The organism is Asticcacaulis sp. P2_C5, from assembly GCF_056404555.1.
Map to the genome: position 1 here is coordinate 441176 of NZ_JBFUDU010000001.1, position 19347 is coordinate 460522.

20 protein-coding genes are annotated in these 19347 nt (G+C 63.2%); 7 read left to right on the plus strand and 13 right to left on the minus strand.

Annotated elements, in window-relative coordinates:
• Positions 1 to 278: 278 nt before the first annotated feature.
• Together AC1DXO_RS01775 and AC1DXO_RS01780 are read right to left on the minus strand one after the other, a co-directional pair.
• Positions 279 to 1055, minus strand: coding sequence for a LytR/AlgR family response regulator transcription factor (locus AC1DXO_RS01775; protein ID WP_476976364.1), 777 nt, complete (start codon positions 1053 to 1055; stop codon positions 279 to 281).
• On the minus strand, positions 1052 to 2272 hold the full coding sequence (locus AC1DXO_RS01780; protein WP_476976365.1) for a sensor histidine kinase: 1221 nt from the start codon (positions 2270 to 2272) through the stop codon (positions 1052 to 1054). The genes AC1DXO_RS01775 and AC1DXO_RS01780 overlap by 4 nt, the downstream gene beginning before the upstream one ends.
• Positions 2273 to 2423: 151 nt before the next feature.
• On the opposite strand from AC1DXO_RS01780, the gene AC1DXO_RS01785 reads away from it, so the two are divergent.
• From AC1DXO_RS01785 to AC1DXO_RS01805, 5 genes are read left to right on the plus strand one after another with little or no spacing between them, the layout of a single operon-like run.
• Complete coding sequence (locus tag AC1DXO_RS01785; RefSeq protein WP_476976366.1) at positions 2424 to 3305, plus strand: sulfurtransferase; 882 nt, start codon at positions 2424 to 2426, stop codon at positions 3303 to 3305.
• Position 3306: 1 nt separating this feature from the next.
• A complete protein-coding gene (locus tag AC1DXO_RS01790) occupies positions 3307 to 3819 on the plus strand; it encodes a YeeE/YedE thiosulfate transporter family protein (protein ID WP_476976367.1) in 513 nt (170 codons plus the stop codon).
• Entirely contained in the window at positions 3816 to 4367 is a 552-nt protein-coding gene (locus AC1DXO_RS01795; RefSeq protein ID WP_476976368.1) for a YeeE/YedE thiosulfate transporter family protein, read from the plus strand. Before AC1DXO_RS01790 ends, AC1DXO_RS01795 begins: the two co-directional genes overlap by 4 nt.
• A complete protein-coding gene (locus tag AC1DXO_RS01800; protein ID WP_476976369.1) occupies positions 4364 to 4942 on the plus strand; it encodes a rhodanese-like domain-containing protein in 579 nt (192 codons plus the stop codon). Before AC1DXO_RS01795 ends, AC1DXO_RS01800 begins: the two co-directional genes overlap by 4 nt.
• Positions 4936 to 6312: an aminotransferase class V-fold PLP-dependent enzyme gene (locus AC1DXO_RS01805; RefSeq protein WP_476976370.1), complete on the plus strand. Its 1377-nt coding sequence runs from the start codon at positions 4936 to 4938 to the stop codon at positions 6310 to 6312. The genes AC1DXO_RS01800 and AC1DXO_RS01805 overlap by 7 nt, the downstream gene beginning before the upstream one ends.
• Before the next feature lie 3 nt (positions 6313 to 6315).
• Here AC1DXO_RS01805 and AC1DXO_RS01810 read toward each other — a convergent pair whose 3' ends face one another.
• From AC1DXO_RS01810 to AC1DXO_RS01820, 3 genes are all read right to left on the minus strand, one after another.
• Positions 6316 to 6798 carry a polyhydroxyalkanoate granule-associated phasin gene (locus tag AC1DXO_RS01810; RefSeq protein WP_476976371.1) on the minus strand — a complete coding sequence of 161 codons (483 nt, stop codon included), beginning with the start codon at positions 6796 to 6798 and terminating at the stop codon, positions 6316 to 6318.
• 69 nt (positions 6799 to 6867) lie between these two features.
• The gene (locus AC1DXO_RS01815; RefSeq protein WP_476976372.1) at positions 6868 to 9393 is read right to left on the minus strand and encodes a polynucleotide kinase-phosphatase; all 2526 of its coding nucleotides are present in this window, start codon (positions 9391 to 9393) and stop codon (positions 6868 to 6870) included.
• Positions 9390 to 10790 (minus strand): 3' terminal RNA ribose 2'-O-methyltransferase Hen1, encoded by a 1401-nt coding sequence (locus tag AC1DXO_RS01820; protein WP_476976373.1) that lies wholly within the window; start codon positions 10788 to 10790, stop codon positions 9390 to 9392. Before AC1DXO_RS01820 ends, AC1DXO_RS01815 begins: the two co-directional genes overlap by 4 nt.
• On the opposite strand from AC1DXO_RS01820, the gene AC1DXO_RS01825 reads away from it, so the two are divergent.
• On the plus strand, positions 10771 to 11064 hold the full coding sequence (locus AC1DXO_RS01825; protein WP_476976374.1) for a hypothetical protein: 294 nt from the start codon (positions 10771 to 10773) through the stop codon (positions 11062 to 11064). The two genes, AC1DXO_RS01820 and AC1DXO_RS01825, sit on opposite strands and share 20 nt — an antisense overlap.
• A 143-nt stretch (positions 11065 to 11207) precedes the next feature.
• Here AC1DXO_RS01825 and AC1DXO_RS01830 read toward each other — a convergent pair whose 3' ends face one another.
• Positions 11208 to 11594 carry a hypothetical protein gene (locus AC1DXO_RS01830; protein ID WP_476976375.1) on the minus strand — a complete coding sequence of 129 codons (387 nt, stop codon included), beginning with the start codon at positions 11592 to 11594 and terminating at the stop codon, positions 11208 to 11210.
• Positions 11595 to 11596: 2 nt separating this feature from the next.
• Positions 11597 to 13276, minus strand: coding sequence for a methyl-accepting chemotaxis protein (locus AC1DXO_RS01835; RefSeq protein ID WP_476976376.1), 1680 nt, complete (start codon positions 13274 to 13276; stop codon positions 11597 to 11599).
• 325 nt (positions 13277 to 13601) lie between these two features.
• On the opposite strand from AC1DXO_RS01835, the gene AC1DXO_RS01840 reads away from it, so the two are divergent.
• Positions 13602 to 15020: a hypothetical protein gene (locus tag AC1DXO_RS01840; RefSeq protein WP_476976377.1), complete on the plus strand. Its 1419-nt coding sequence runs from the start codon at positions 13602 to 13604 to the stop codon at positions 15018 to 15020.
• Positions 15021 to 15023: 3 nt separating this feature from the next.
• On the opposite strand, the gene AC1DXO_RS01845 is transcribed toward AC1DXO_RS01840, so the two are convergent.
• From AC1DXO_RS01845 to AC1DXO_RS01870, 6 genes are all read right to left on the minus strand, one after another.
• A complete protein-coding gene (locus tag AC1DXO_RS01845) occupies positions 15024 to 15728 on the minus strand; it encodes a peptidylprolyl isomerase (protein WP_476976378.1) in 705 nt (234 codons plus the stop codon).
• Between the two features lie 196 nt (positions 15729 to 15924).
• On the minus strand, positions 15925 to 17574 hold the full coding sequence (groL, locus tag AC1DXO_RS01850; protein WP_476976379.1) for a chaperonin GroEL: 1650 nt from the start codon (positions 17572 to 17574) through the stop codon (positions 15925 to 15927).
• Positions 17575 to 17667: 93 nt separating this feature from the next.
• Positions 17668 to 17958, minus strand: a complete 291-nt coding sequence (gene groES, locus AC1DXO_RS01855) for a co-chaperone GroES (protein WP_476976380.1) — start codon at positions 17956 to 17958, stop codon at positions 17668 to 17670.
• A 119-nt stretch (positions 17959 to 18077) separates the two neighbouring features.
• Entirely contained in the window at positions 18078 to 18311 is a 234-nt protein-coding gene (locus AC1DXO_RS01860) for a helix-turn-helix domain-containing protein (protein ID WP_476976381.1), read from the minus strand.
• A complete protein-coding gene (locus AC1DXO_RS01865; protein WP_476976382.1) occupies positions 18311 to 18811 on the minus strand; it encodes a hypothetical protein in 501 nt (166 codons plus the stop codon). Before AC1DXO_RS01865 ends, AC1DXO_RS01860 begins: the two co-directional genes overlap by 1 nt.
• Before the next feature lie 11 nt (positions 18812 to 18822).
• Positions 18823 to 19314 (minus strand): DUF2975 domain-containing protein, encoded by a 492-nt coding sequence (locus AC1DXO_RS01870; RefSeq protein ID WP_476976383.1) that lies wholly within the window; start codon positions 19312 to 19314, stop codon positions 18823 to 18825.
• Positions 19315 to 19347: the final 33 nt, after the last annotated feature.

Below are 19347 nucleotides of genomic sequence, written 5' to 3' on the forward strand. Positions count from 1 at the left end.
GTCCTGCAAGGAATACAGCCGGCGTTATTTTTTTTATTTCGATGATGTGCGTGATAACGGTACCATCGATAAGGAAGAAATAAAGGGATTTGGCAGCGCTGTCAATTAGGTTACATAACGCAATCGCGGGTTTGGTACAGTCCGCTGGCCCCTGTTACATAAGTGACGCACGGCAGTGCAATATCTGCCCTATAAATACTATAAATAAGTTGATTGATATTACAATTAAAAGGCTTGCCTATTGTCCGACAATTAACGATTATTGAGGCAAGGCTAGGCTACATCGGCTTGAAGCGCTCCTGAAGGCTGGCGCTGACCGGTACGGTTTCAGCGTGGCCGGCAACCTGCAGTCTAAGTCGTCCGTCGTCGTCGCGGCGAATCGCCCGGATGGCCGCTACCCGCACTATGACGCTGCGGTGGACCTGCCAGAAAGCGTCCGGATCAAGCTGGACCAAAAGGTCCTTCAACGGCGTGCGGATATGCGCCACGCCAGAGGCGGTGATCACGGCCGTATATTTGTCCTCGGCGCGGAACATCACGACATCGTCGATCGCGATCATCCGAATCGTGCCGCCGGAACTGGCCGAGATCCAGCTGATCCGCGAAGGCGTGGTCAGGCCTAGCCGATCCTGCAGATTTTTCAACAGGGCCTCGACGTCGCGCGGTTCGCCCTGGGCAAGCCGGTGGCGCAGCCTTTCGACCGTGACGGCCAGGCGTTCGCGTTTGACCGGCTTCAGCAGATAGTCGATGGCCCCCTTGTCGAAGGCTTCCAGCGCAAAGGCGTCGTAGGCGGTGATCAGCACCACCTGGGCATTGCCAGCGGCGGCCCGCGCTACCTCAAGCCCGCTCAGCCCCGGCATCCGGATGTCGAGAAAAACGACGTCCGGGCGATGCGCTGCGACGGCTTCCAGCGCCGCCAGCCCGTCCTCACACTCGGCGACGATCTCCAGCTCGGGCCACAGGTCGGCGAGGGTGGCGCGCAACTCGCGGCGCTGGGCCGTCTCGTCTTCGGCGATAATGGCCCTCGGGGCGGAGATTCGGGACGCCGCGCTCACGTGACGTCACCCGCAATCTCGATGGCGGCGCGCGTGCCGCCTTCAGTCCGGCCGGCGATGCTTAAGGTGCCGCGATCGCCGAAGCGGTCGCGCAATTGGGCGCGGATATTGCCCAGCCCCAGGCCATGGCTGGCGCCTTCGTGCAATCCGGCACCGTCGTCCTCGACCGCGATCTCCAGCCCGCCGTCGGGCCGCGCCGCAGCCCGGATCGCGATAATGCCCGGGCCAGGTTTCGGCTCGATGCCGTGTTTGACGGCGTTTTCCGCCAGGGACAGCAAGATAAGCGGCGGGAAGGGCAGGGCGCGCAGGGCCTCCGGCGCGACGATGACGATGCTCAGGCGGCCGTCCATGCGGACATTCATCAGTTCGAGATAACGCCGGCAGATGTCGATCTGCTTGCCCAGGGTGGCGTCCTCCAGCCCGTCTCCGCGCAGTTGCGGCAGGGTCGAGCGCAGATAATCGGCCAGGGCGTCGATGGTGGCGGCGGCGCGTCCGGGCTCGGTTGCCACCAGCGAACGCACCGAGGCCAGGGTGTTGAACAGGAAGTGCGGTTCGATCTGAGCCTGCAGGACAGCCAGGCGCAAATCGGCAGTGTCGCGCGCCCGGCGCACGGCCTTCAGTTCCTCGCGCGCCGCGTGGTCGCTTAGGCGCCGTGTCTCGCCCAGATACTGGAAGACGGCAAAGCCGCCGGCCACGAAGACGAGAACCAGGGTCGAGCCGTTCAGGCTGAAGCGCAGCAGGTTTGAAAGGGCCCTGGCGAACCACGGGACCTCCATCGCCATGCCCTTATATTTGGCCATCAATGCGTCGTGATACTGGCTGACCCACGAATCCGCAACCAGGGCCAGCGCGATGCCGGCGAGGATTGCCAGGATCACCAGGCTGCGTTCCACGAGTCGCGGCAGGCCAAGGCGGCGCACGCCCGTGGCCAGCAGCGGACCGGCGCTGACAATGACCAGCCCGGCTACGCAGCCGCGCAGCGCCAAGCCCGGCCAGTCGCCCCAGGCATTCATCCCGGACGCATGCCACGTGGCGACCGCGAAACCGTAAACAAGGCCCAGCGGCCAGAATATCCAGCCGCGGCGGACCCACCATGGCCAACTGAAGGTACGAAAGGCACGGTGACGGCTCCACCGGTCCCACATCGCGACCGCTTCGGATGGAATGGGCTGATCCAGATCGGATTGTGTCGGGTCGGATTGGGAAATCTCTGCCATGCCGCATGATAGCGGCTTTCTCGACGCTTGGCACGTCGCTCCATCCCACACCAGCGGCGCTTTATCCGCCAAAGCAGGGGGTTCGTCGCATGGCCGTCCCGCCAGCGCCAGCGCCGGCTAATCTCCTGGTACATGTCAACGGGAGGCCCAGATGAAAACCGCAACCCTGATCGCTCTCACCCTGGCGGGCATGCCGCTGTCTTCAACAGCTGCCCCGCCCGTCTATCCCGTCGTCACCCAGGCCTGGCTGGCCGGTCATCTCGCCGACCCGGGCCTGGTCATGCTGCATGTCGGCGACAAGGGCGACTACGGACGGCGCCACATCCCCGGCGCCCACTATGTCGACTTGTCCGATGTCTCGGTTGAACGTGATGGACTCAGCCTGGAACTGCCGGCTGCCGACGACCTGAAGCAACGACTGGAGCGCCTGGGCATTTCCGATACGTCGCGAGTCGTCGTCTATTATGACGACGACTGGGTGTCGCCGGCCACGCGTGTCGTCTTCACCCTGCAACAGGCCGGCCTGGGCGACCGCGTGTCCCTGCTCGACGGCAGCCTGAACGGCTGGCGTGGCGCCACCACGTCCGCCAAGCCGGTGGCCAAACCCGGCAAGCTGAGCGGGTTGCACATGCAGGCCATGGCGGTCGACGGCGATTTCGTCCGGGCCCATATGAAGGCGTCAGGCTATGTTATCGTCGATGCCCGCGCCGCCATGTTTTATGACGGGCTGCATCCGGCCGGCGCCCACGGCCACGAACGCAAGGGGCATATCCCGGGGGCGCGCAACATCCCCTTCACCGCCCTGACCCATGCCGACCTGACGCTAAAATCGCCGGCCGAGCTGCTGGCCCTGTTCCGCTCTGCCGGGGTCAAGCCGGACGACCACCTGATCGTCTATTGCCATATCGGCCAGCAGGGCACGGCCATCGTCTTCGCCGCCCGTGCCGCCGGGATCAACGCCGTCCTGTACGACGGCTCGTTCGAAGACTGGACCCTGCACGGCCAGGCCGTCGAACTGGCGGCGGGGCACTGACATGAGCGAGCCGGAACCCTACGCCAATCCCTACAGCGCTGGTGTTGTGCTGGGCCTGGTCCTCGTCGCCTGTTTCGTCCTGACCGGCCAGGGTCTTGGCGCGTCAGGCGCCGCGGCCAGCCTGGTCACCGCCGGGGTCGCCACGGCCGCACCCCAGGCCATATCCGGTAACGGATACTTCGCCAGCTATGCCCAGGCGGGCCTGCCGTGGTCGTCCTGGACCTTTATCGAAATTCTCGGCGTTCTGGCCGGCAGCGCGCTGTCCGCCGTCCTGGCCGGCCGCTTCCGGCCGCAGATTGTGCGTGGTCCGACGACGGGTGTCACACCGCGTCTGGTCTTCGCCTTTGGCGGCGGGGCGGTGATGGGTCTGGGCGCCGTCCTGGCGCGCGGCTGCACCAGCGGCCAGGGCCTGAGCGGCGGCGCGATGCTCAGCGCCGGCAGTTGGGCCTTCCTGCTGGCGCTTTTCGTGTCCGGCTTTGCCGTGGCGCCCTTGGTACGGAGGTTGTGGCAATGAGCGTTCCGTTTTCCGTCACCACTGCCTTATTGATTGGCGCGGCCTTCGGCTGGAGCCTGGAACAGGCGGGCTTCGGCGATGCCCGCAAGCTGGCCAGCCAGTTCTACCTGCGTGATTTCACCGTCGTAAAGGTGATGTTCAGCGCCGTGCTGACCGCCATGCTGGGCCTGTTCTGGCTTGCTCGCCTGGGTATCATCGACCTGTCAGCCCTCTACGTGCCGGAAACCTTCCTGGTGCCGCAGGTCGTTGGCGGCCTGATCTTCGGTGTCGGCTTTGTCACCTGCGGCCTGTGCCCGGGCACGGCCTGTGTCGCCGTCGCCAGTGGCCGTTTCGATGGGCTGGCGACGATCCTGGGCCTGCTCGTCGGCGTCCTGCTGACCGGTTTGGTATTTCCACTGATCGCCGGATTCTACAACAGCACGCCGTTCGGCGTCCTGACCCTGCCGCGCCTCCTGCACCTGCCCTATGGCGTCGTGGTCGCTGCAATCACCGTCCTTGGTTTGGGCGCCTTCTACCTGATCGAGCGCTTCGAACGGAGGCCGTCATGACCATGACGCGCCGCCTGGGCGCCGCTGCCCTACTGCTGGGCGTGACCGCGCCCCTGGTGGGCAGTCCCTACAACCACTCGCGCGGCCGGATCGATATAGCGGGAACGGTGCGCCGGATCGACGAGGGGGGCGACCACGTCTCGGCCCTGCAACTGGCGCAGTGGATTCGCGACCGCAAACCCGGGCTGCGCGTCATCGACGTCCGCGATGCGCTCGCCTTCACCAATGACGCCATACCGACTGCCGAGAACCTGCCGATTGAGCAATTGGTGCGCCAGACTTTCGCACCGCACGAAACCCTGGTCCTCTATTCTGAGGGCGGCGCCCATGCCGGCCAGGCCTGGGTCCTGTTGCAGGCTTTGGGTGTGGCCAACGCCTATTTTATCGCGGGTGGTCTGGCCGACTGGTACGATGAGGTCCTGGCGCCGGTCCTGGCCGTCGGCGCCACGCCCGATCAGGTCCGGGCATTCGAGACGGTGGCCGAGCTGTCGCGCTATTTCGGCGGTACGCCGCGCACGGGAGAGATGGCGACCGCGATAGCCGGTCCGGCACAGCCGAGGCGGCGCGGATGCTGATGCAATCGCTTGTTCCTACGTCGACCTTCGATTTCGCGGCCCTGCGCGCCAGGGAATTTTCCCGTCTCGATGACCAGGGTGTCGCTTATCTCGATTTCGCCGCCAGCGGCCTGTACGGCGCTTCGCAGGTCGCCGCCGAAGCCCGGCGGCTGCGCCACGGCATCTATGGCAATCCGCATTCCGAGCACGCGCCATCCCAGGCCGGCGCCCGTGATCTCGAGCGCGCCCGCGCCGCCGCCCTGGCCTTTTTTGACGCCGATCCCGATATCTATGAACTATGCCTGACGGCCAATACCAGCGCAGCCCTCAAACTGGTCGCCGAAAGCTATCCCTTCTCGTCACGTCGCGGTCTGATTCTGTCCGCCGACAACCACAATTCGGTCAATGGCGCCCGTCGATTCGCCCAAGGAAAGGGAGCGCCCGTCACCACCCTGCCGCTCGACGGCGACCTGCGACTGGACGACGCGCCGCAGTGCCTGCGTAACGCTGTAGACCGCCATGGACCGGGTCTGCTGGCCTTTCCGGTCCAGTCCAACTTCTCCGGCGTCCGCCACGACCTGGGCCTAGTCCATCTGGCCCGGTCACTGGGCTGCGACGTCCTGATCGATGCCGCCGGCTCCGGCGCCAGTGGCGGGATAAGCCTGCGTAACCATCCGGCCGATTTCCTGGCCTTTTCCTTTTACAAGCTGTTCGGCCTGCCCACTGGCCTGGGCGCGCTGATCGCCAGACGTGAAGCGCTGGAACGGCTGCAGCGGCCGTGGTTCGCCGGCGGTACGGTCGACTTCGTCTCGGTCGAGCATGGCCGTCATCAGCTCCGGCCCGGCCACGAAGGCTTCGAAGACGGCACGCCCAACTTCCTGGCGGCGGGTGCCATCGATACAGGTTTTCGCTTCCTCGGGCAGGTGCCGTCGGCAGCCTTTTCCACGCGTTTGCAGGCCCTGACCGCCTATGCGCTCGATCACATGGCCGCCTTAACCCATCCGAACGGCGCGCCGGGGGTGCGCATCTACGGGCCGTGCGGCCTTAAGGCTCGCGGTGGCACAATTGCCTTCAACCTGTTGGATACCGGCGGACGAGTCGTACCATATAGCGCTGTGGAAGCCCGGGCCCGCAATGCGCGCGTGGCGATTCGCGGTGGCTGCTTCTGCAATCCCGGTGCGGCAGAGAAGGCGTTCGGTTTCGCCCGCTATGATGTTGCGGCCTGCCTCGACGCGCTTGGCGACAGCTTTACCATTCCGCGCTTTCAGGAGAGTCTCGGCCCCGAAGCGACGGTGGGCGCTTTGCGCCTATCTGTGGGCCTGCCGACCAGCTTCGCCGACATCGACCGCGCCGTCGACATGATGGCGGAAGTGATCCGGCAGCCGTTGTAAGGTCTACCCCTTCAACCGCTCCGCCCGCAGCCGTTTGACATTGGCCTGGGCTCGCCCGTGATAAGGTTTCATAGCTTTATGCGTCAGGCTGATGGCGTCAAACGCCGAGGCGGGGTCGAGCATCGGCTTCATCATATGGTTCATCAGGTTCATCTGAGCACTGAAGGCCTGGGCCGGTGTGGTGCTGGTTGCCATGGCCATCATCATCGGCATGAAGCCAAAGGCGTGCGACCACATGTCGGTCGCCGAACGGCCCTGCGTCGTCAACCAGCTATTGGCCATGGCCTGGGCGGCTTCCTGTCCGGCCTCGACCTTTTCGTCCATCATCCGGCTGAATTCGCGCTGGTCCTTGCCACTGGGCGGCGTCGAAGCACGCGCCATGCGCAAGGACCGGTCGGCGATCACCTCCGCCGAGGCCACCATCATCTCGGTTGTGGTTGTCGTCAGGTCATTCCAGACCGCCCAGGGGTTTGCCGTCCGTGTCATGCCGTACTCCATTGCCAAAGGCCACTTATCTCGCACTTGCGATAAGAACACCATGTCTTTCTAAAACTATTACAGCCGCGGATCGACCGGCTCGCTTTCCAGCGCTAGGACCCCGAACACCGCCTCATGCACCCGGTACAAAGGCTCGCCGGCGACGAACCGCTTCAATGCCTCGTACCCAAGGGCGTATTCGCGTTGCGCCAGGGAACGCTTGGCGCCGACATTGCGCGCCTTCAGCCGCGCCAGATGCTCCGGCGCCAGATATTCCGAACCATAGATGATGCGCAGATAGTCGCGGCCGCGGCACTTGATGCCCGGCTGGACCAATCCCTTCTCGCCCTTGACGGTAAAGCCCAGTGGCTTGACCACCATGCCTTCCATGCCGGCAGCGGTCTGGGTCTCCCACCACTGCGTCGCCGCGGCCACTTGGGTGGCGTCTTCCAGGGTGATCACCTGCCGGACCGTCGCCTTGAAGAAGGGCGGATCGGCGGCCATCAGGCGATCGGCGATAGCCAGATGCCACAGATGGTCGCGATCCATGTTGCACGACCCCTGGTGGGCCAGGACATGGAATGGCGCGATCTGATAGCCGTCCAACCCATCGACATTCCAGCAATAGCGCCGCCAGGCATCGCGGTAGTCCGACGCCATGGTGGCGCGCGCCGTCATCTTTTCGGCCAGTTCCCCTTGTCCGGCCCGGGCCAGCAGCTCGGCAGCCATAGGCAACACGTGCATAGCCGCAGCGCCTACGGGCGCATATTGTTCCTTTAGCAGGGCCTGCGCCTTGGCCGACCACGGCAGGATCTCGGCATCGAGACAGACCCAGTCGCTGTCCAGGTCTTCCCATAGCCCGGCCGCGGCAAAGCCCGCCGCCACCCGTGCCAGAAACGCCTGTTCCAGCGCAGTGTCGTTGAAGAAGGCCCGCCCGGTACGTGTATAGACGGTGCCCAATCCGGCCTGATCGGTGCCGAAGCGCCGCGCCACGGCCTCCGCATCGCGCCCCAGCACGACCACAGCGCGTGAGCCCATATGCTTTTCCTCGGCGATCACGGTCGTGACGCCCTGTTTGGCAAAATAACCGAAGGCCTCGGCCGGATGTTCCAGCCACCCGTCCAGCGGCGAGGTTTCCGGCGGCGCCATGGTTGGCGGCAGATAGATCAGCAGGCGCGGGTCGACGGCGAAGCGGCTCATCACCTCCAGGGCCGCCACGGCATTCTCCTCGCGAATGATGATGTTGCGCACAAGTTCGGTCTCGACCACGCGCTTGCCGGCGACGTCGTCCATATCGAGCAGGTCCGCATCGCGCATATCCATGCCGGCGCCGATCGGCCGCGTCGGCTCGCACCAGATCTTCAGCGCCGGCACCGACACCAATTCCTTTTCCGGGTACCGCAGCGCCGTCAGCTTGCCGCCGAAAACGCAGCCCGTATCGATATTGATCGTCCGGTTCAGCCATTCGGGTTCGGGGATCGGCGTGTGACCATAGACCAGCATGGTCTGGCCGCGATAATCCCTGGCCCAGTTGTAGCGAATGGGCATGCCGAATTCGTCGGTTTCCCCGGTCGTCTCGCCGAACATGGCGAAGCTGCGGATGCGCGGCGATCCGCGTCCGATATAGTGCTCCTTCAGCCCCGCATGCGAGACGGCCAACTTGCCGCCGTCGAAAACATAATGACTGATCAGGCCGTCGAGGAATTCGACCACCTGGGCGCGGAACTCCGGTGTTTCCAGCGCCAACTGCTCCAGAGATTCGGCCAGGCCGTGACTGACCTTGACGTCGCGGCCCATCAACGCCTTTTTCAGCTTTTCGTCGTGGTTGCCGGCGACGCAGAAGGCGACGCCGTCGCTCACCATGTCCATGACGATGCGCAGCACCTGCGGCGTCTTCGGACCGCGATCGACCAGGTCACCGACAAAGATCAGCCGGCGCCCATCGGGGTGGCTTACCCGATACGGTCCGTCGCCGTCGATGACGTAGCCCAGCTTTTCCATCAGGCTGCGCAGTTCGTCGAAACAGCCGTGGATGTCGCCGATCAGGTCGAACGGCCCGGTTTCCGTCTTCTTGTCGGGCCACAGGGGCTGGCGTTCGATGCGCACGGTGTCGATCTGTTCCGGGCTGTCCAGCACCGTCACATGGCTGAAGCCCTCCTTGCGCAGGTGCTTCAGCGACCGGCGCAGGGCATCGCTCTGGCCCCACACGACGGACTTTCCGAAGGTGCGGTCGGGCCGTGCCCTGTTGCGCGCGACGCAGATATCGCGCGACAGGTTCAGTACGATAGCCACCGGAATGACGTGGTACTTGCGCGCCAGGTCGACCAGCGACCGGCGCGATTCCGGCTGGACATTGGTGGCATCGATGACGGTCAGCTTCCCAGCCGCCAGGCGCTTGCCGGCAATGAAGTTCAGCACCTCGAAGGCGTCCTTGGTTGCCGCCTGGTCGTTCTCGTCATCGCTGACCAGGCCGCGGCAATAGTCGGACGACAGGACTTCGGTGGCGAGAAAATGCTTGCGGGCAAAGGACGACTTGCCGGAGCCGGATGGGCCGACCAGCAGGACAAGCGACAGGTCGGGCAGGGTGATCAGGGTCTCGGTCATTGGACTCTCACAAAAATCGCAGCTTGGGTCGGTGCGCCCAGTGTCTCGTGCACGGCACCGACGGCGGCGAATTCGACGCCGTAGCCGTAGCGTTCCGCCATGGTCTGCGCCCAGGCGGTAAACTCAGCGCGCGTCCATTCGAAACGGTGGTCGGTATGGCGGAACTTGCCCGCCGGCAGGTTGTCGAACAGCACATTGTACTCGGCATTGGGCGTGGTCATGATAACCAGGCCCGGCTTGGCTTCGCCCAGCACGGCGCGTGCAAAGGCGTCGAGCCGCTCGGGCTCCAGATGTTCGATAACCTCGATGACGGTCGCCGCGTCGTAACCCTTCAACCGCTTGTCGCGATAGGTCAGGGCCGACTGCATCAGGGTGATGCGCTGCTGCTGAAATTCGGGCAGGCGGTCGAAGTTCAAACGCTCGCGCGCGATTTCCAGCGCCCGCATCGATACGTCGCAGCCCGTCACCTTGTCGAAGTCGAAATCCCTGGCCAGCAGGCCGATCAGCCTGCCTTCGCCGCAGCCGAGATCGGCCACGCTCTTGGCGCCGAGTGCCTTCAGTGTCGCCACAACCCAATCCAGGCGTTGCTGGTTGAGGTTGATGCGCTTTTCGAGACCTTCTTCGAGGCCATCGGCCTTCGCCGGCTCTTCGATGGTTTCGCCATCGCCGAGCCGTTGAAGTGCTTGGTTGGTCAGTCCCTTGAAACTCTTCAGATAACGCCGCGCAATCAGGTCGCGGTCGGGATGCGCCGCCAGCCAGCCTTCGCCCTGGCGCAGCAGCTTGTCGACCTCGTCGTCGCCGATCCAGTAATGCTTGTCGTGGTCGAGTACGGGGATCAGCACATAGAGGTGGCGCAGGACGTCGCTCAGTCGTCCCGATACCGTCAGGGTGACGTCGAGATAGACGCTGTCGCCCCAGGCCGGAAAGGTCTCATCCAACGCCAGGCGCGCGGCTTCGACGCTGTAGCCCAGCGGTTCGAACAACCGGCGCAGCACGGCCTCGCCGCCATGGCAGGGCAGGACCGGCAGGCGCAGGATGAGGGGCAGGGCGGAATCGGCCAGATCCTGGCGGTCCTTAGACCGGCCGGTCATGGCGGTACGGAACATCTGGCCGATAGCGACGCTGAGGAAGCTCGACGCGACATAGGGCCGGTCGTTGACATACTGCTCGAGCGCAAAGCCTTCGCCGCCCTTTTTGCGCACGAGGCCGATCGGATCGATATCGAGCAGCAGGGCGGCGGTGCACAGGTCGTCGCGGGCGTCGGGATAAAAGACGTGCGCCGTGCCGAACTTGAGGTCCTGGCTGTGCAGATGCTGCGGGTTCTTGTGCAGCAGGTAACCGAGGTCGGTGGCGGGGGCCAGATCGGATGAGCGGGTGGTGGAAATCGTCAGCAACATGGAAAAACCATACGAAAAAGCCCTTTTGAGCGTTTCAAAAGGGCCGGGCATAAAGGATTTTGTGAAGGAAAAAGGTCTTCGATCCTCAGGGCACAGCCAGGCGGGCGCGCGGCAACGGTCCGCCGATAGTGCGGGCGACCGGATTGACACGGAACTGTGCGGCTTTGAAAATCATGGCGCCTGTATGATGGAACCACGCTGCGCGGTCAAGGGTGACGGGCGAAATTGCAGTAAATCTCACGCGGCTGGCGGAACTGAATGGCTATTTAAATAATTGATTTTATTATCATTTATTTGATAAACGTCATGTGCGTGCAGCGTTGTGGTGATTAGCGGCCAGTCCTCCACCGCTTGCGGGGGAGGACTGGCTTTATTGGTTTCCCGCCAACGCGTTGAGAAGCATGAACAGCGTAGCCATCAAGGCCGCGCCGAGGCCAGCCAGTCGAGGGCTTCCTGGACCTGGCCGAACATGGCCAGGGTCCGCCCTGGAAATGTCTCGCGCGTCATGTTGAGGCGTGCGGCTAGCAAGGGATCGCCGGTGACAATGGCCGAGCGCCGACCGGCGTCGCGCCCCTGCGCCAGATCGCGCCAAACCTGCCCCAAAGCGTCGCTCTCGGCCACATGCAGATGGCCTTCGAAGCGCAGCAGATCGATGATCATGTCGTAGGTCCACGGCTCATCCATAATCTTCATCTGCGTAATCATACCGTCGACAATGTCGCGTCCGGGCATATCCCCGATCCAGCGGACGAAAAGAATCCGGGTCGCAGTATCCGCCTTGAAGGTGAGACGCGGACGCAGCATGATCAGCCTGCCCTGACCCGTGCCAGGAAGCCGTTGACCTGGCTGCGCAGATTTTCAGCCTGGACCGCCAGTTCCGACGAGGCACTCAGTACCTGGCCGGCGCCGGCGCCGGTTTCCTCGGCCATGCGTGCGACACCGGTGATATTCGACGTCACTTCGGCCGTGCCGACCGAAGCCTGGTTGACGGCGTGGACGATTTCGCGCGTGGCGCCGCCCTGCTGCTCGACGGCGGCGGCAATGGTGCTCGACGAATCGTTGATGTCGCGGATCGTGCCGGTAATGGTCTCGATGGCAGCCACGGCGCGTTGCGTGGTCGACTGGATGCTGGTCACCTGTTCGCCGATTTCCGATGTCGCGCGCGCCGTCTGCTGGGCGAGTGCCTTGACCTCTGAGGCTACGACCGCGAAGCCGCGACCGGCTTCTCCCGCCCGGGCCGACTCGATGGTGGCGTTGAGCGCCAGCAGGTTGGTCTGGGCGGCAATACCCGAAATGATCTCGACAATGCTGCTGATCCGGCCGGCTGCTTCGCTCAGCTGATAGACAATGGCGGCGGTGGCGTCTGCGTCATTGACGGCTTCGCGCGCCTTGGTCAGCGAATGCTCGACCTGGCGACCGATCTCCGAGACAGAAGCGCCCAGTTCCTCGGCGGCCCCGGCAACCGAGGTGACGTTGGTTCCGGCCTCTTCCGCGGCGGCGGACACCGTGGTCGCCTGGGCGGCCGATTCGTGCGCCGACGCGCTCAGTTGTGCCGCTGTCGCCTGCATTTCGGTCGCGGCGGACGAGACCATTTCGACCACGCCGCCGACAGCGTTCTCAAAGTCGTCGGCCATGCTGCGCAAGGCCTGACGGCGCTCGGTCTCGGCCATTTCACGTGCCTCGGCAGCCTCAGTCTCGAGCGCACGATTGCGGATCATACCCTGACGGAAGACGTCGACCGCGCCGGCCATGTCGCCGATCTCGTTGCGTTCGCCGGCATTGGGAATGACCACATCGGTATCGCCCCTGGCCAACAACTTCATGGCGTCCGACATGCGGCGGATCGGCCGCGAGATGGTGCCGATCATCAGCCAGCCCATGGCAATGCAGGCCAGGGTCGTCAGGACCAGCGCGATGACGATCAGATTCATGGCCGACCGGCCCAGTGCCGTACCCTTGGCGGCGACAATGCCGCCCTGCTCCAGTTGGAAGGTGCGGTCGGCACGGATCGCCTTGCGCGCCGAATCGGCACTCTCCTGCATGCTGCCGAAATAGATCTCGACCGCACCCGGGATATTGCCGGCATCGAGTTGGTCAAGCACCTCGTTGCCACCCTGGAGATAGTCGCCGACATGGTCCTCGATCGCGCCGGCAAAGGTCTCTTCGTCACCCTTGACGACCATGGGCTTATAGGTTTCGAGGTCTGTGCGGACCTTCTTGTTCGAGTCGGCGATCTTGCCCCGCAGGCCTTCGCGCAGCGATTCCGGCGCCAGCAGAATCTGGCCCTGGCGGGCGCGCAGCTGTTCGAAATCCTGCGACAGGTCGCCCAGCACATTGGCCGTTGGCAGCCAGTTGGTGGCGACATCGCGGGCCGCGGCATTGACCGTCACCAGTCGCTGGACGGCGAACAGACCCATGGCCACGGTACAGGTGACGACGATAGCGAAAGCCGCTATCACGCGCACCCGAACGGTTAGATTTCTCACGCTTTTACTCCCCGAAGTTGATTCCTTTAAGCCCGAATACTCCCCCAATGGTTTAAAAAATAGCTTAATTTTTGATTAGGCTTCCCGCAACACTGGGTTACAAAATCCGCAACACCGGGTATATTTGCGCAAACAGGCGGGAATAACAAATGGACCCCATCGAGTTCCTGATCGAGCGCTTCCAGAGCCGTGCAGTCTGACGCAGTCTTGTTGCCAGCCACGTCGGCCGCACATTGTTCCTTTACGGCAAAAGACGTCAAATGGACCTGTTTACGGGGCTCGCATTGGCGTTTGCGGAGAGCAGACGTTTATCAGGAAGCACCCCATGTCCATCACGACCCTCTATCGTTCGTCTGCCGTTATAGCGCTGGCTGCCATGCTGGCTGTAGGCGGTTGCCGTCCGGACACGTCGAGCCAGGCGGTGAATGACCAGGCCCTGCCTCTGGCCATCGGGGACGCCCAGCCCATCGCCTATGCTCCGTCGGTCGAGGCCCTGCCAGCAGCGCCGACCGTGCGGTATGTGCCGGTGGCGCAGCCGCAACAGGCCTACCAGTATATCGACGACGCCTATGAGGTGAACGACGCCTTCGGCGATGCGCCGCCCGATTACAGTTTCGATTATGGCGATACACGACCCTGGGTCTGGCAGGCGGCGGACGCCTGGCGAGTCGTCGAGCCGGCGCCGGACGGCGAGCGCTATTACTATTATCGGGCCGGCAGCGACGAGCCGTATCTGGTGCGTGACGCATCCTACAGCTACGCCTATTACGAAGGGCGCCTGGTCAATGTCTATGACCGCCGCGGCTATGTCCTCGACCGGGTTGATGCCGAGCGCCGCGCCGACTGGGCCGGGCGTTACCTGGCCCGGGCACGGGCTTTGCGGGCTGCCGCCGCACGAGACCATCGGGAACAGGTGATCGCCGCCAACTGGGCGCAGCGTCAGGCCCGCATCGAACGCGACAACGCGCAGTGGGCGCGCGATCAGGAACAGACCGGCGCCTGGCGTGCCTATCATGCCCATTACGGGACCGACCAGGCGCGTCGCCTGGCGCCGGAAAAGCAGCGCCGCCGTCAGGATGCGCTGGCCTACCAGACGTGGCACGACCACGGCTATGCCGGCCCGCCGCCGCAGGTCGTGGCGCGTCAGACAGCCCAGCGCAACTGGCCGTTCTGGAAACAGAAGCAGGAGGCCCGTCAACAAGCCCAGGCCGATCAGGACAGGATGCGGGCGCGTCAACAACAAATCCGGGATCAGCAAGCCAGCCAGCAACAGGCACGCCAACAGCAGGCCCGACAAGAACAGTTGCGTCAGGACCAGGTTCGCCAGAACCAAATGCGTAAGGCCCACGATAATCGCGTCCATGACAATCAGGTCCGTGCCCAAGCCCGGGCTCAGGCTCAGGCAACAGCCCAAGCGCGTCTGCAGTCCAGGGCCGACGCCCGTCATGATGCCCAGATACGCCAGTCGCAGCAGAACAAGGCGCAGGCAGCGGCGCATGCCGACCAGAAACGTCGTACGGCCATCGCACACGCGCAAAAAGCCCAGGCGGCGCAGTTACAGTCACGTGCGGATCATCGCGCCGCAGCCAAAGCTCATGCCAGGCCGCAGGTTAAGCCACAGGCCCATGCCAAGCCCAAGCCGCAGGTTCAGGCCCGGGCGCAGGTCGGAGCCGACACCCGTCATAAGGTGCACGGTCGTCATCATGACAACGACCGCCGCGCGCCCAGCCTGGCCGGCAACTGACGTCTACGAGTCGAGGCGTTTGGCCGAGATAATCTTCACCGGCCTGGCCAGCATCTGTCCGGCCCAACCGCCTTCGCGGGTATGTTTGTCGATCCGGCCGTCCATGATGCTGCGCACCACGCCCATACCCTTTATGACATGGCCGAACGCGGCATAACCCAGCTTGTCTTCCGAGCCTTCGCGCCCAGCGTCCATCGACGTATTGTCGCCGACGCACAATACGAAATCGGCTGTGGCGGTGCCGGGCTTAAAGCGCGACATGGAGATGGCGCCGTCAGTATGAGAAAGCCCGGTCTGGCTGGTCGGTTCGTGTTTGATCGGCGGGTAGGTCGGACCGCGCATGGTGGCCTGGATAAAGCCGTTGGGGCCGGAATGGGTGGCGCGCCAGAACTCGGATCCGGCCAGTTTCCCGGAATCGACATATTTCAGGAAGTTGTTGACGGTGATCGGCGCCGCCTTTCCGTTAAGCGACAGGACGATTTCGCCCTTGTCGGTGACCAGGCTGATCTTGACCTTGGCCGGTACGTTTTCCGGTGTATCGACCACATCCCAGTCGATATCTTCGGAAGTCGCGGCGGACGATGCCGGCGGCGGCGGCGGTGGCGGTGGAGCGGGCGGAGGCGCAGCCGGTTCCTCGGGTTTCTTCTCGCAGCCCACAAGGGTGGCCGCGGCCAGGGCCAGTGAAGCTTTGAGGAAATGGCGTCTCATACGGCAGAACTCCAGCGAAAGGTCGAAACGACTTTAACGCCGAAAATGCAAAAGAAAAGAGCGGGCCTTGCGACCCGCTCTTTCCATAGCTCTTGAGCAAAATGTATATTTTTTCGAAGAGCCGCCTCGAGAAAAAATTTTCCGTGCGACCCACCTAAAAGTACACTGAGCGAAGCGAAGGACTTTTAGGTGATTCCTAGAAGTCCATACCGCCCATGCCGCCCATACCACCGCCGCCGCCGCCCATTGCTTGAGGTGCGTCCTTCTTCGGTGCTTCCGCCACGGCCGCTTCGGTCGTGATCAGGATACCCGCGACCGAAGCCGCGTCCTGCAGGGCCGTACGCACAACCTTGGCCGGGTCGATGACGCCATCGGCAACCAGGTCGACATACTTTTCGGTCTGGGCGTTGAAGCCGTAGGTCGGGCTGGCGTTACGCAGTACGGAATTGACGACGACCGAGCCTTCGACGCCGGAGTTTTCGGCGATCTGGCGCAGCGGTGCCTGGATGGCGCGGCGAACGATGTTGATCCCGGCGGTCTGATCGGCATTGGTGCCCTTCAGCGTGGCCAGGGCCGTCGTGGCCTTCAGCAGAGCCGTACCACCGCCCGGAACGATGCCTTCTTCGACAGCGGCGCGGGTGGCGTTCAGGGCGTCGTCGACGCGATCCTTCTTTTCCTTGACTTCGACTTCGGTCGAACCGCCGACGCGGATGACCGCGACGCCGCCAGCCAGCTTGGCCAGACGTTCCTGCAGCTTTTCCTTGTCGTAGTCCGACGTGGTTTCTTCAATCTGCTTCTTGATCTGGCCGATACGCGACTCGATCTCGGACTTGTCACCGGCGCCATCGACGATGGTGGTGTTTTCCTTGGTGATCGTGACCTTCTTGGCGCGGCCCAGCATGTCGAGCGTAACCGTTTCGAGCTTGATACCCAGGTCTTCGCTGATGACCTGGCCGGCCGTCAGGACGGAGATGTCTTCCAGCATGGCCTTGCGGCGATCGCCGAAGCCAGGCGCCTTGACGGCGGCGACGCGCAGGCCGCCACGCAGGCGGTTGACGACGAGGGTCGCCAGGGCTTCGCCTTCAACGTCCTCGGCGATGATGAGCAGCGGGCGGCCCGACTGAACAACGGCTTCAAGGATCGGCAGCATGGGCTGCAGCGACGAGATCTTCTTGTCGAAGACCAGGATGAACGGGTCTTCGAGGACCACTTCCATCTTGTCGGGGTTGGTGATGAAGTAGGGCGACAGGTAGCCGCGGTCGAACTGCATGCCTTCGACGACATCGAGCTCGGTTTCGGCGGTCTTGGCTTCTTCGACGGTGATGACACCTTCGTTGCCGACCTTTTCCATGGCGCGGGCGATCATTTCACCGACTTCGGTGTCGCCATTGGCCGAGATGGTGCCGACCTGGGCGATTTCCGCATTGGTCGTGACCTTCTTCGACGAAGCCTTGATGTGCTCGACGACGACGGTAACCGCCTTGTCGATGCCGCGCTTCAGGTCCATCGGGTTCATGCCGGCGGCAACCGCCTTCATGCCTTCCTGGACGATGGCTTGCGCCAGGACGGTCGCGGTCGTGGTACCGTCACCGGCCTTGTCGTTGGTCTTGGACGCGACTTCGCGGATCATCTGCGCGCCCATGTTTTCGAACTTGTCTTCCAGTTCGATTTCCTTGGCGACCGAGACGCCGTCCTTTGTCGAGCGCGGGGCGCCGAAGGACTTGTCGAGCACGACGTGGCGGCCCTTAGGGCCCAGGGTGACCTTCACCGCATTGGCGAGGATGTTGACGCCGCGCAGCATTTTGTCGCGCGCTTCGGAGCCGAAGAGAACTTGTTTGGCAGCCATTATGTAAATTCCTTGATGGTTGCGTGAATGGGATAGCGGGTATCTGACAGGTAAGGCTCGGACCGGCGCACCAGCGGCGCCGATCAGCTCGGATTACTTGGTCAGGACGCCCAGGACGTCGGATTCTTTCAGGATCAGCAGGTCTTCGCCGTCGATCTTGACTTCGGTGCCGCCCCACTTGCCGAACAGGATGCGGTCGCCGGCCTTGACGTCCAGCGCGACCTGTTGGCCCTTTTCATTGCGGGCGCCGGGGCCGACGGAGATGACTTCGCCTTCCTGGGGCTTTTCCTTGGCGGTATCCGGAATGATGATGCCGCCCTTGGTCTTGGCTTCTTCTTCGACGCGCTTGACCAGAACACGGTCGCCTAATGGGCGAAAGCTCATGGTATATCCTCCATTTCAGGTTTGAAAACGCTGTTAGCACTCACTGACCGCGAGTGCTAACGACCGCCTGCAAATAGGCGTGGGCCTGGGAGGAGTCAAGGGGCCGGGCGCGGAGAAATTTAATCTTCATTCCGCGTCAGGTCGGTCTCGTCACGGTCATATTCCATGATATCGGCCGGTTGGCATTCCAGGATCAGGCACAGCTTGCTCAGGGTATCGAAGCGCATGCCCTTGACCTTGCCCGTGCGCAGCAGGGACATCTGGGTCTCGCTGAGACCGATCTGGGCGGCCAGATCCCGGGCGCGCATCTTGCGCCGGGCCAGCATAATATCGAGGGTAACGCGAATGGGCATCAGACGAACTGTTCCAGTTCAAGTCTAAGCTTGCGTGTCCAGTCTGCGATCAGGGTGAGCGCTATGCCGACGAGGCCGAGGGCGGCATCCTGATTATCAAGATGCCAGGCGAATCCGCCGATTTGACCGGCATCCACCTCCCGGAGCACCGGGACGATGACACACCCTGCGAAGCCCGCTGCGATGAAGGCGCCGCCGATCTGCTTCAGCCCGCCGACAACCGTATCGTCGAATCGTCCGCCATTGTGCAGGCGATTGAACACGTTGCCGGCCGCCAGCAGGGCCGAAATCAGGCAGGTGGGTACGAGCAGAGGAATCCAGAATTTCAGCGTCAAGGTGACGGCGAAAGCGGCGCCGAGCTTGGCGGAAGCAGGAAGGCCGGGATCGACATTCAGCAGGCCGGACATACTGTCGCGGATCAGGTTGATCACCAGCAGGCCGGCGATCAGACCGGTCAGCAGGGCCAGGGGGGAAAAGGTGCGAGTTGAGCGTTGCGACATGGCTTCCATCTTCAGACAAACTGTTCCAGTTCGGATTTCAGTGCCTGGCCGCGTTTGGCCAGGGCATATAGCGCCAGGCCGATCAGGCCGATCGTCAGGTTTTCGATATCGTTATCGTGCTTGATCCCCGCCAGGCTGCGAAATTCGTTGGCGAACAGAACCGACAGGGTTGGCGCCAGTATGATGGCGGTGAAAGCGCCATACATCAGGTTGCTGCCAACGCCTTTCAGGCCACGGATCATGTTGGGGCCAAAAGCGTCACCGCGATTCAACCGGCCGAAGACATCTGACAGGGCCCAAAGGGCGCACAGATAGAAGCCCGGTGCCAGGATGGTGATCCAGTAGGATGGAATGACCAGGAGATTGTGCATGAGATTACCGACTTCGAAGGGCAGGCCCTTGATGGTCTGCGAAGCGGTTGAAATGAGGGCCAGCGTCAGGCTAAGCACCACGATTTTGAGAATTATGCTGCCGGCATGCAGGGGCGGTGAAAATTTGGACATCGGGTGGACTCTCGGTAAGAGCTAAGTTTTTTA

Excerpts from the sequence above, each read along its gene's own strand:
- AC1DXO_RS01780 (WP_476976365.1), bottom strand. The coding sequence starts at position 2,272 with ATGGCAGAGATTTCCCAATCCGACCCGACACAATCCGATCTGGATCAG.
- AC1DXO_RS01785 (WP_476976366.1), top strand. The coding sequence starts at position 2,424 with ATGAAAACCGCAACCCTGATCGCTCTCACCCTGGCGGGCATGCCGCTG.
- AC1DXO_RS01790 (WP_476976367.1), top strand. The coding sequence starts at position 3,307 with ATGAGCGAGCCGGAACCCTACGCCAATCCCTACAGCGCTGGTGTTGTG.
- AC1DXO_RS01795 (WP_476976368.1), top strand. The coding sequence starts at position 3,816 with ATGAGCGTTCCGTTTTCCGTCACCACTGCCTTATTGATTGGCGCGGCC.
- AC1DXO_RS01800 (WP_476976369.1), top strand. The coding sequence starts at position 4,364 with ATGACCATGACGCGCCGCCTGGGCGCCGCTGCCCTACTGCTGGGCGTG.
- AC1DXO_RS01805 (WP_476976370.1), top strand. The coding sequence starts at position 4,936 with ATGCTGATGCAATCGCTTGTTCCTACGTCGACCTTCGATTTCGCGGCC.
- AC1DXO_RS01810 (WP_476976371.1), bottom strand. The coding sequence starts at position 6,798 with ATGACACGGACGGCAAACCCCTGGGCGGTCTGGAATGACCTGACGACA.
- AC1DXO_RS01815 (WP_476976372.1), bottom strand. The coding sequence starts at position 9,393 with ATGACCGAGACCCTGATCACCCTGCCCGACCTGTCGCTTGTCCTGCTG.
- AC1DXO_RS01820 (WP_476976373.1), bottom strand. The coding sequence starts at position 10,790 with ATGTTGCTGACGATTTCCACCACCCGCTCATCCGATCTGGCCCCCGCC.
- AC1DXO_RS01830 (WP_476976375.1), bottom strand. The coding sequence starts at position 11,594 with ATGCTGCGTCCGCGTCTCACCTTCAAGGCGGATACTGCGACCCGGATT.
- AC1DXO_RS01840 (WP_476976377.1), top strand. The coding sequence starts at position 13,602 with ATGTCCATCACGACCCTCTATCGTTCGTCTGCCGTTATAGCGCTGGCT.
- AC1DXO_RS01845 (WP_476976378.1), bottom strand. The coding sequence starts at position 15,728 with ATGAGACGCCATTTCCTCAAAGCTTCACTGGCCCTGGCCGCGGCCACC.
- groL (WP_476976379.1), bottom strand. The coding sequence starts at position 17,574 with ATGGCTGCCAAACAAGTTCTCTTCGGCTCCGAAGCGCGCGACAAAATG.
- groES (WP_476976380.1), bottom strand. The coding sequence starts at position 17,958 with ATGAGCTTTCGCCCATTAGGCGACCGTGTTCTGGTCAAGCGCGTCGAA.
- AC1DXO_RS01860 (WP_476976381.1), bottom strand. The coding sequence starts at position 18,311 with ATGCCCATTCGCGTTACCCTCGATATTATGCTGGCCCGGCGCAAGATG.
- AC1DXO_RS01865 (WP_476976382.1), bottom strand. The coding sequence starts at position 18,811 with ATGTCGCAACGCTCAACTCGCACCTTTTCCCCCCTGGCCCTGCTGACC.
- AC1DXO_RS01870 (WP_476976383.1), bottom strand. The coding sequence starts at position 19,314 with ATGTCCAAATTTTCACCGCCCCTGCATGCCGGCAGCATAATTCTCAAA.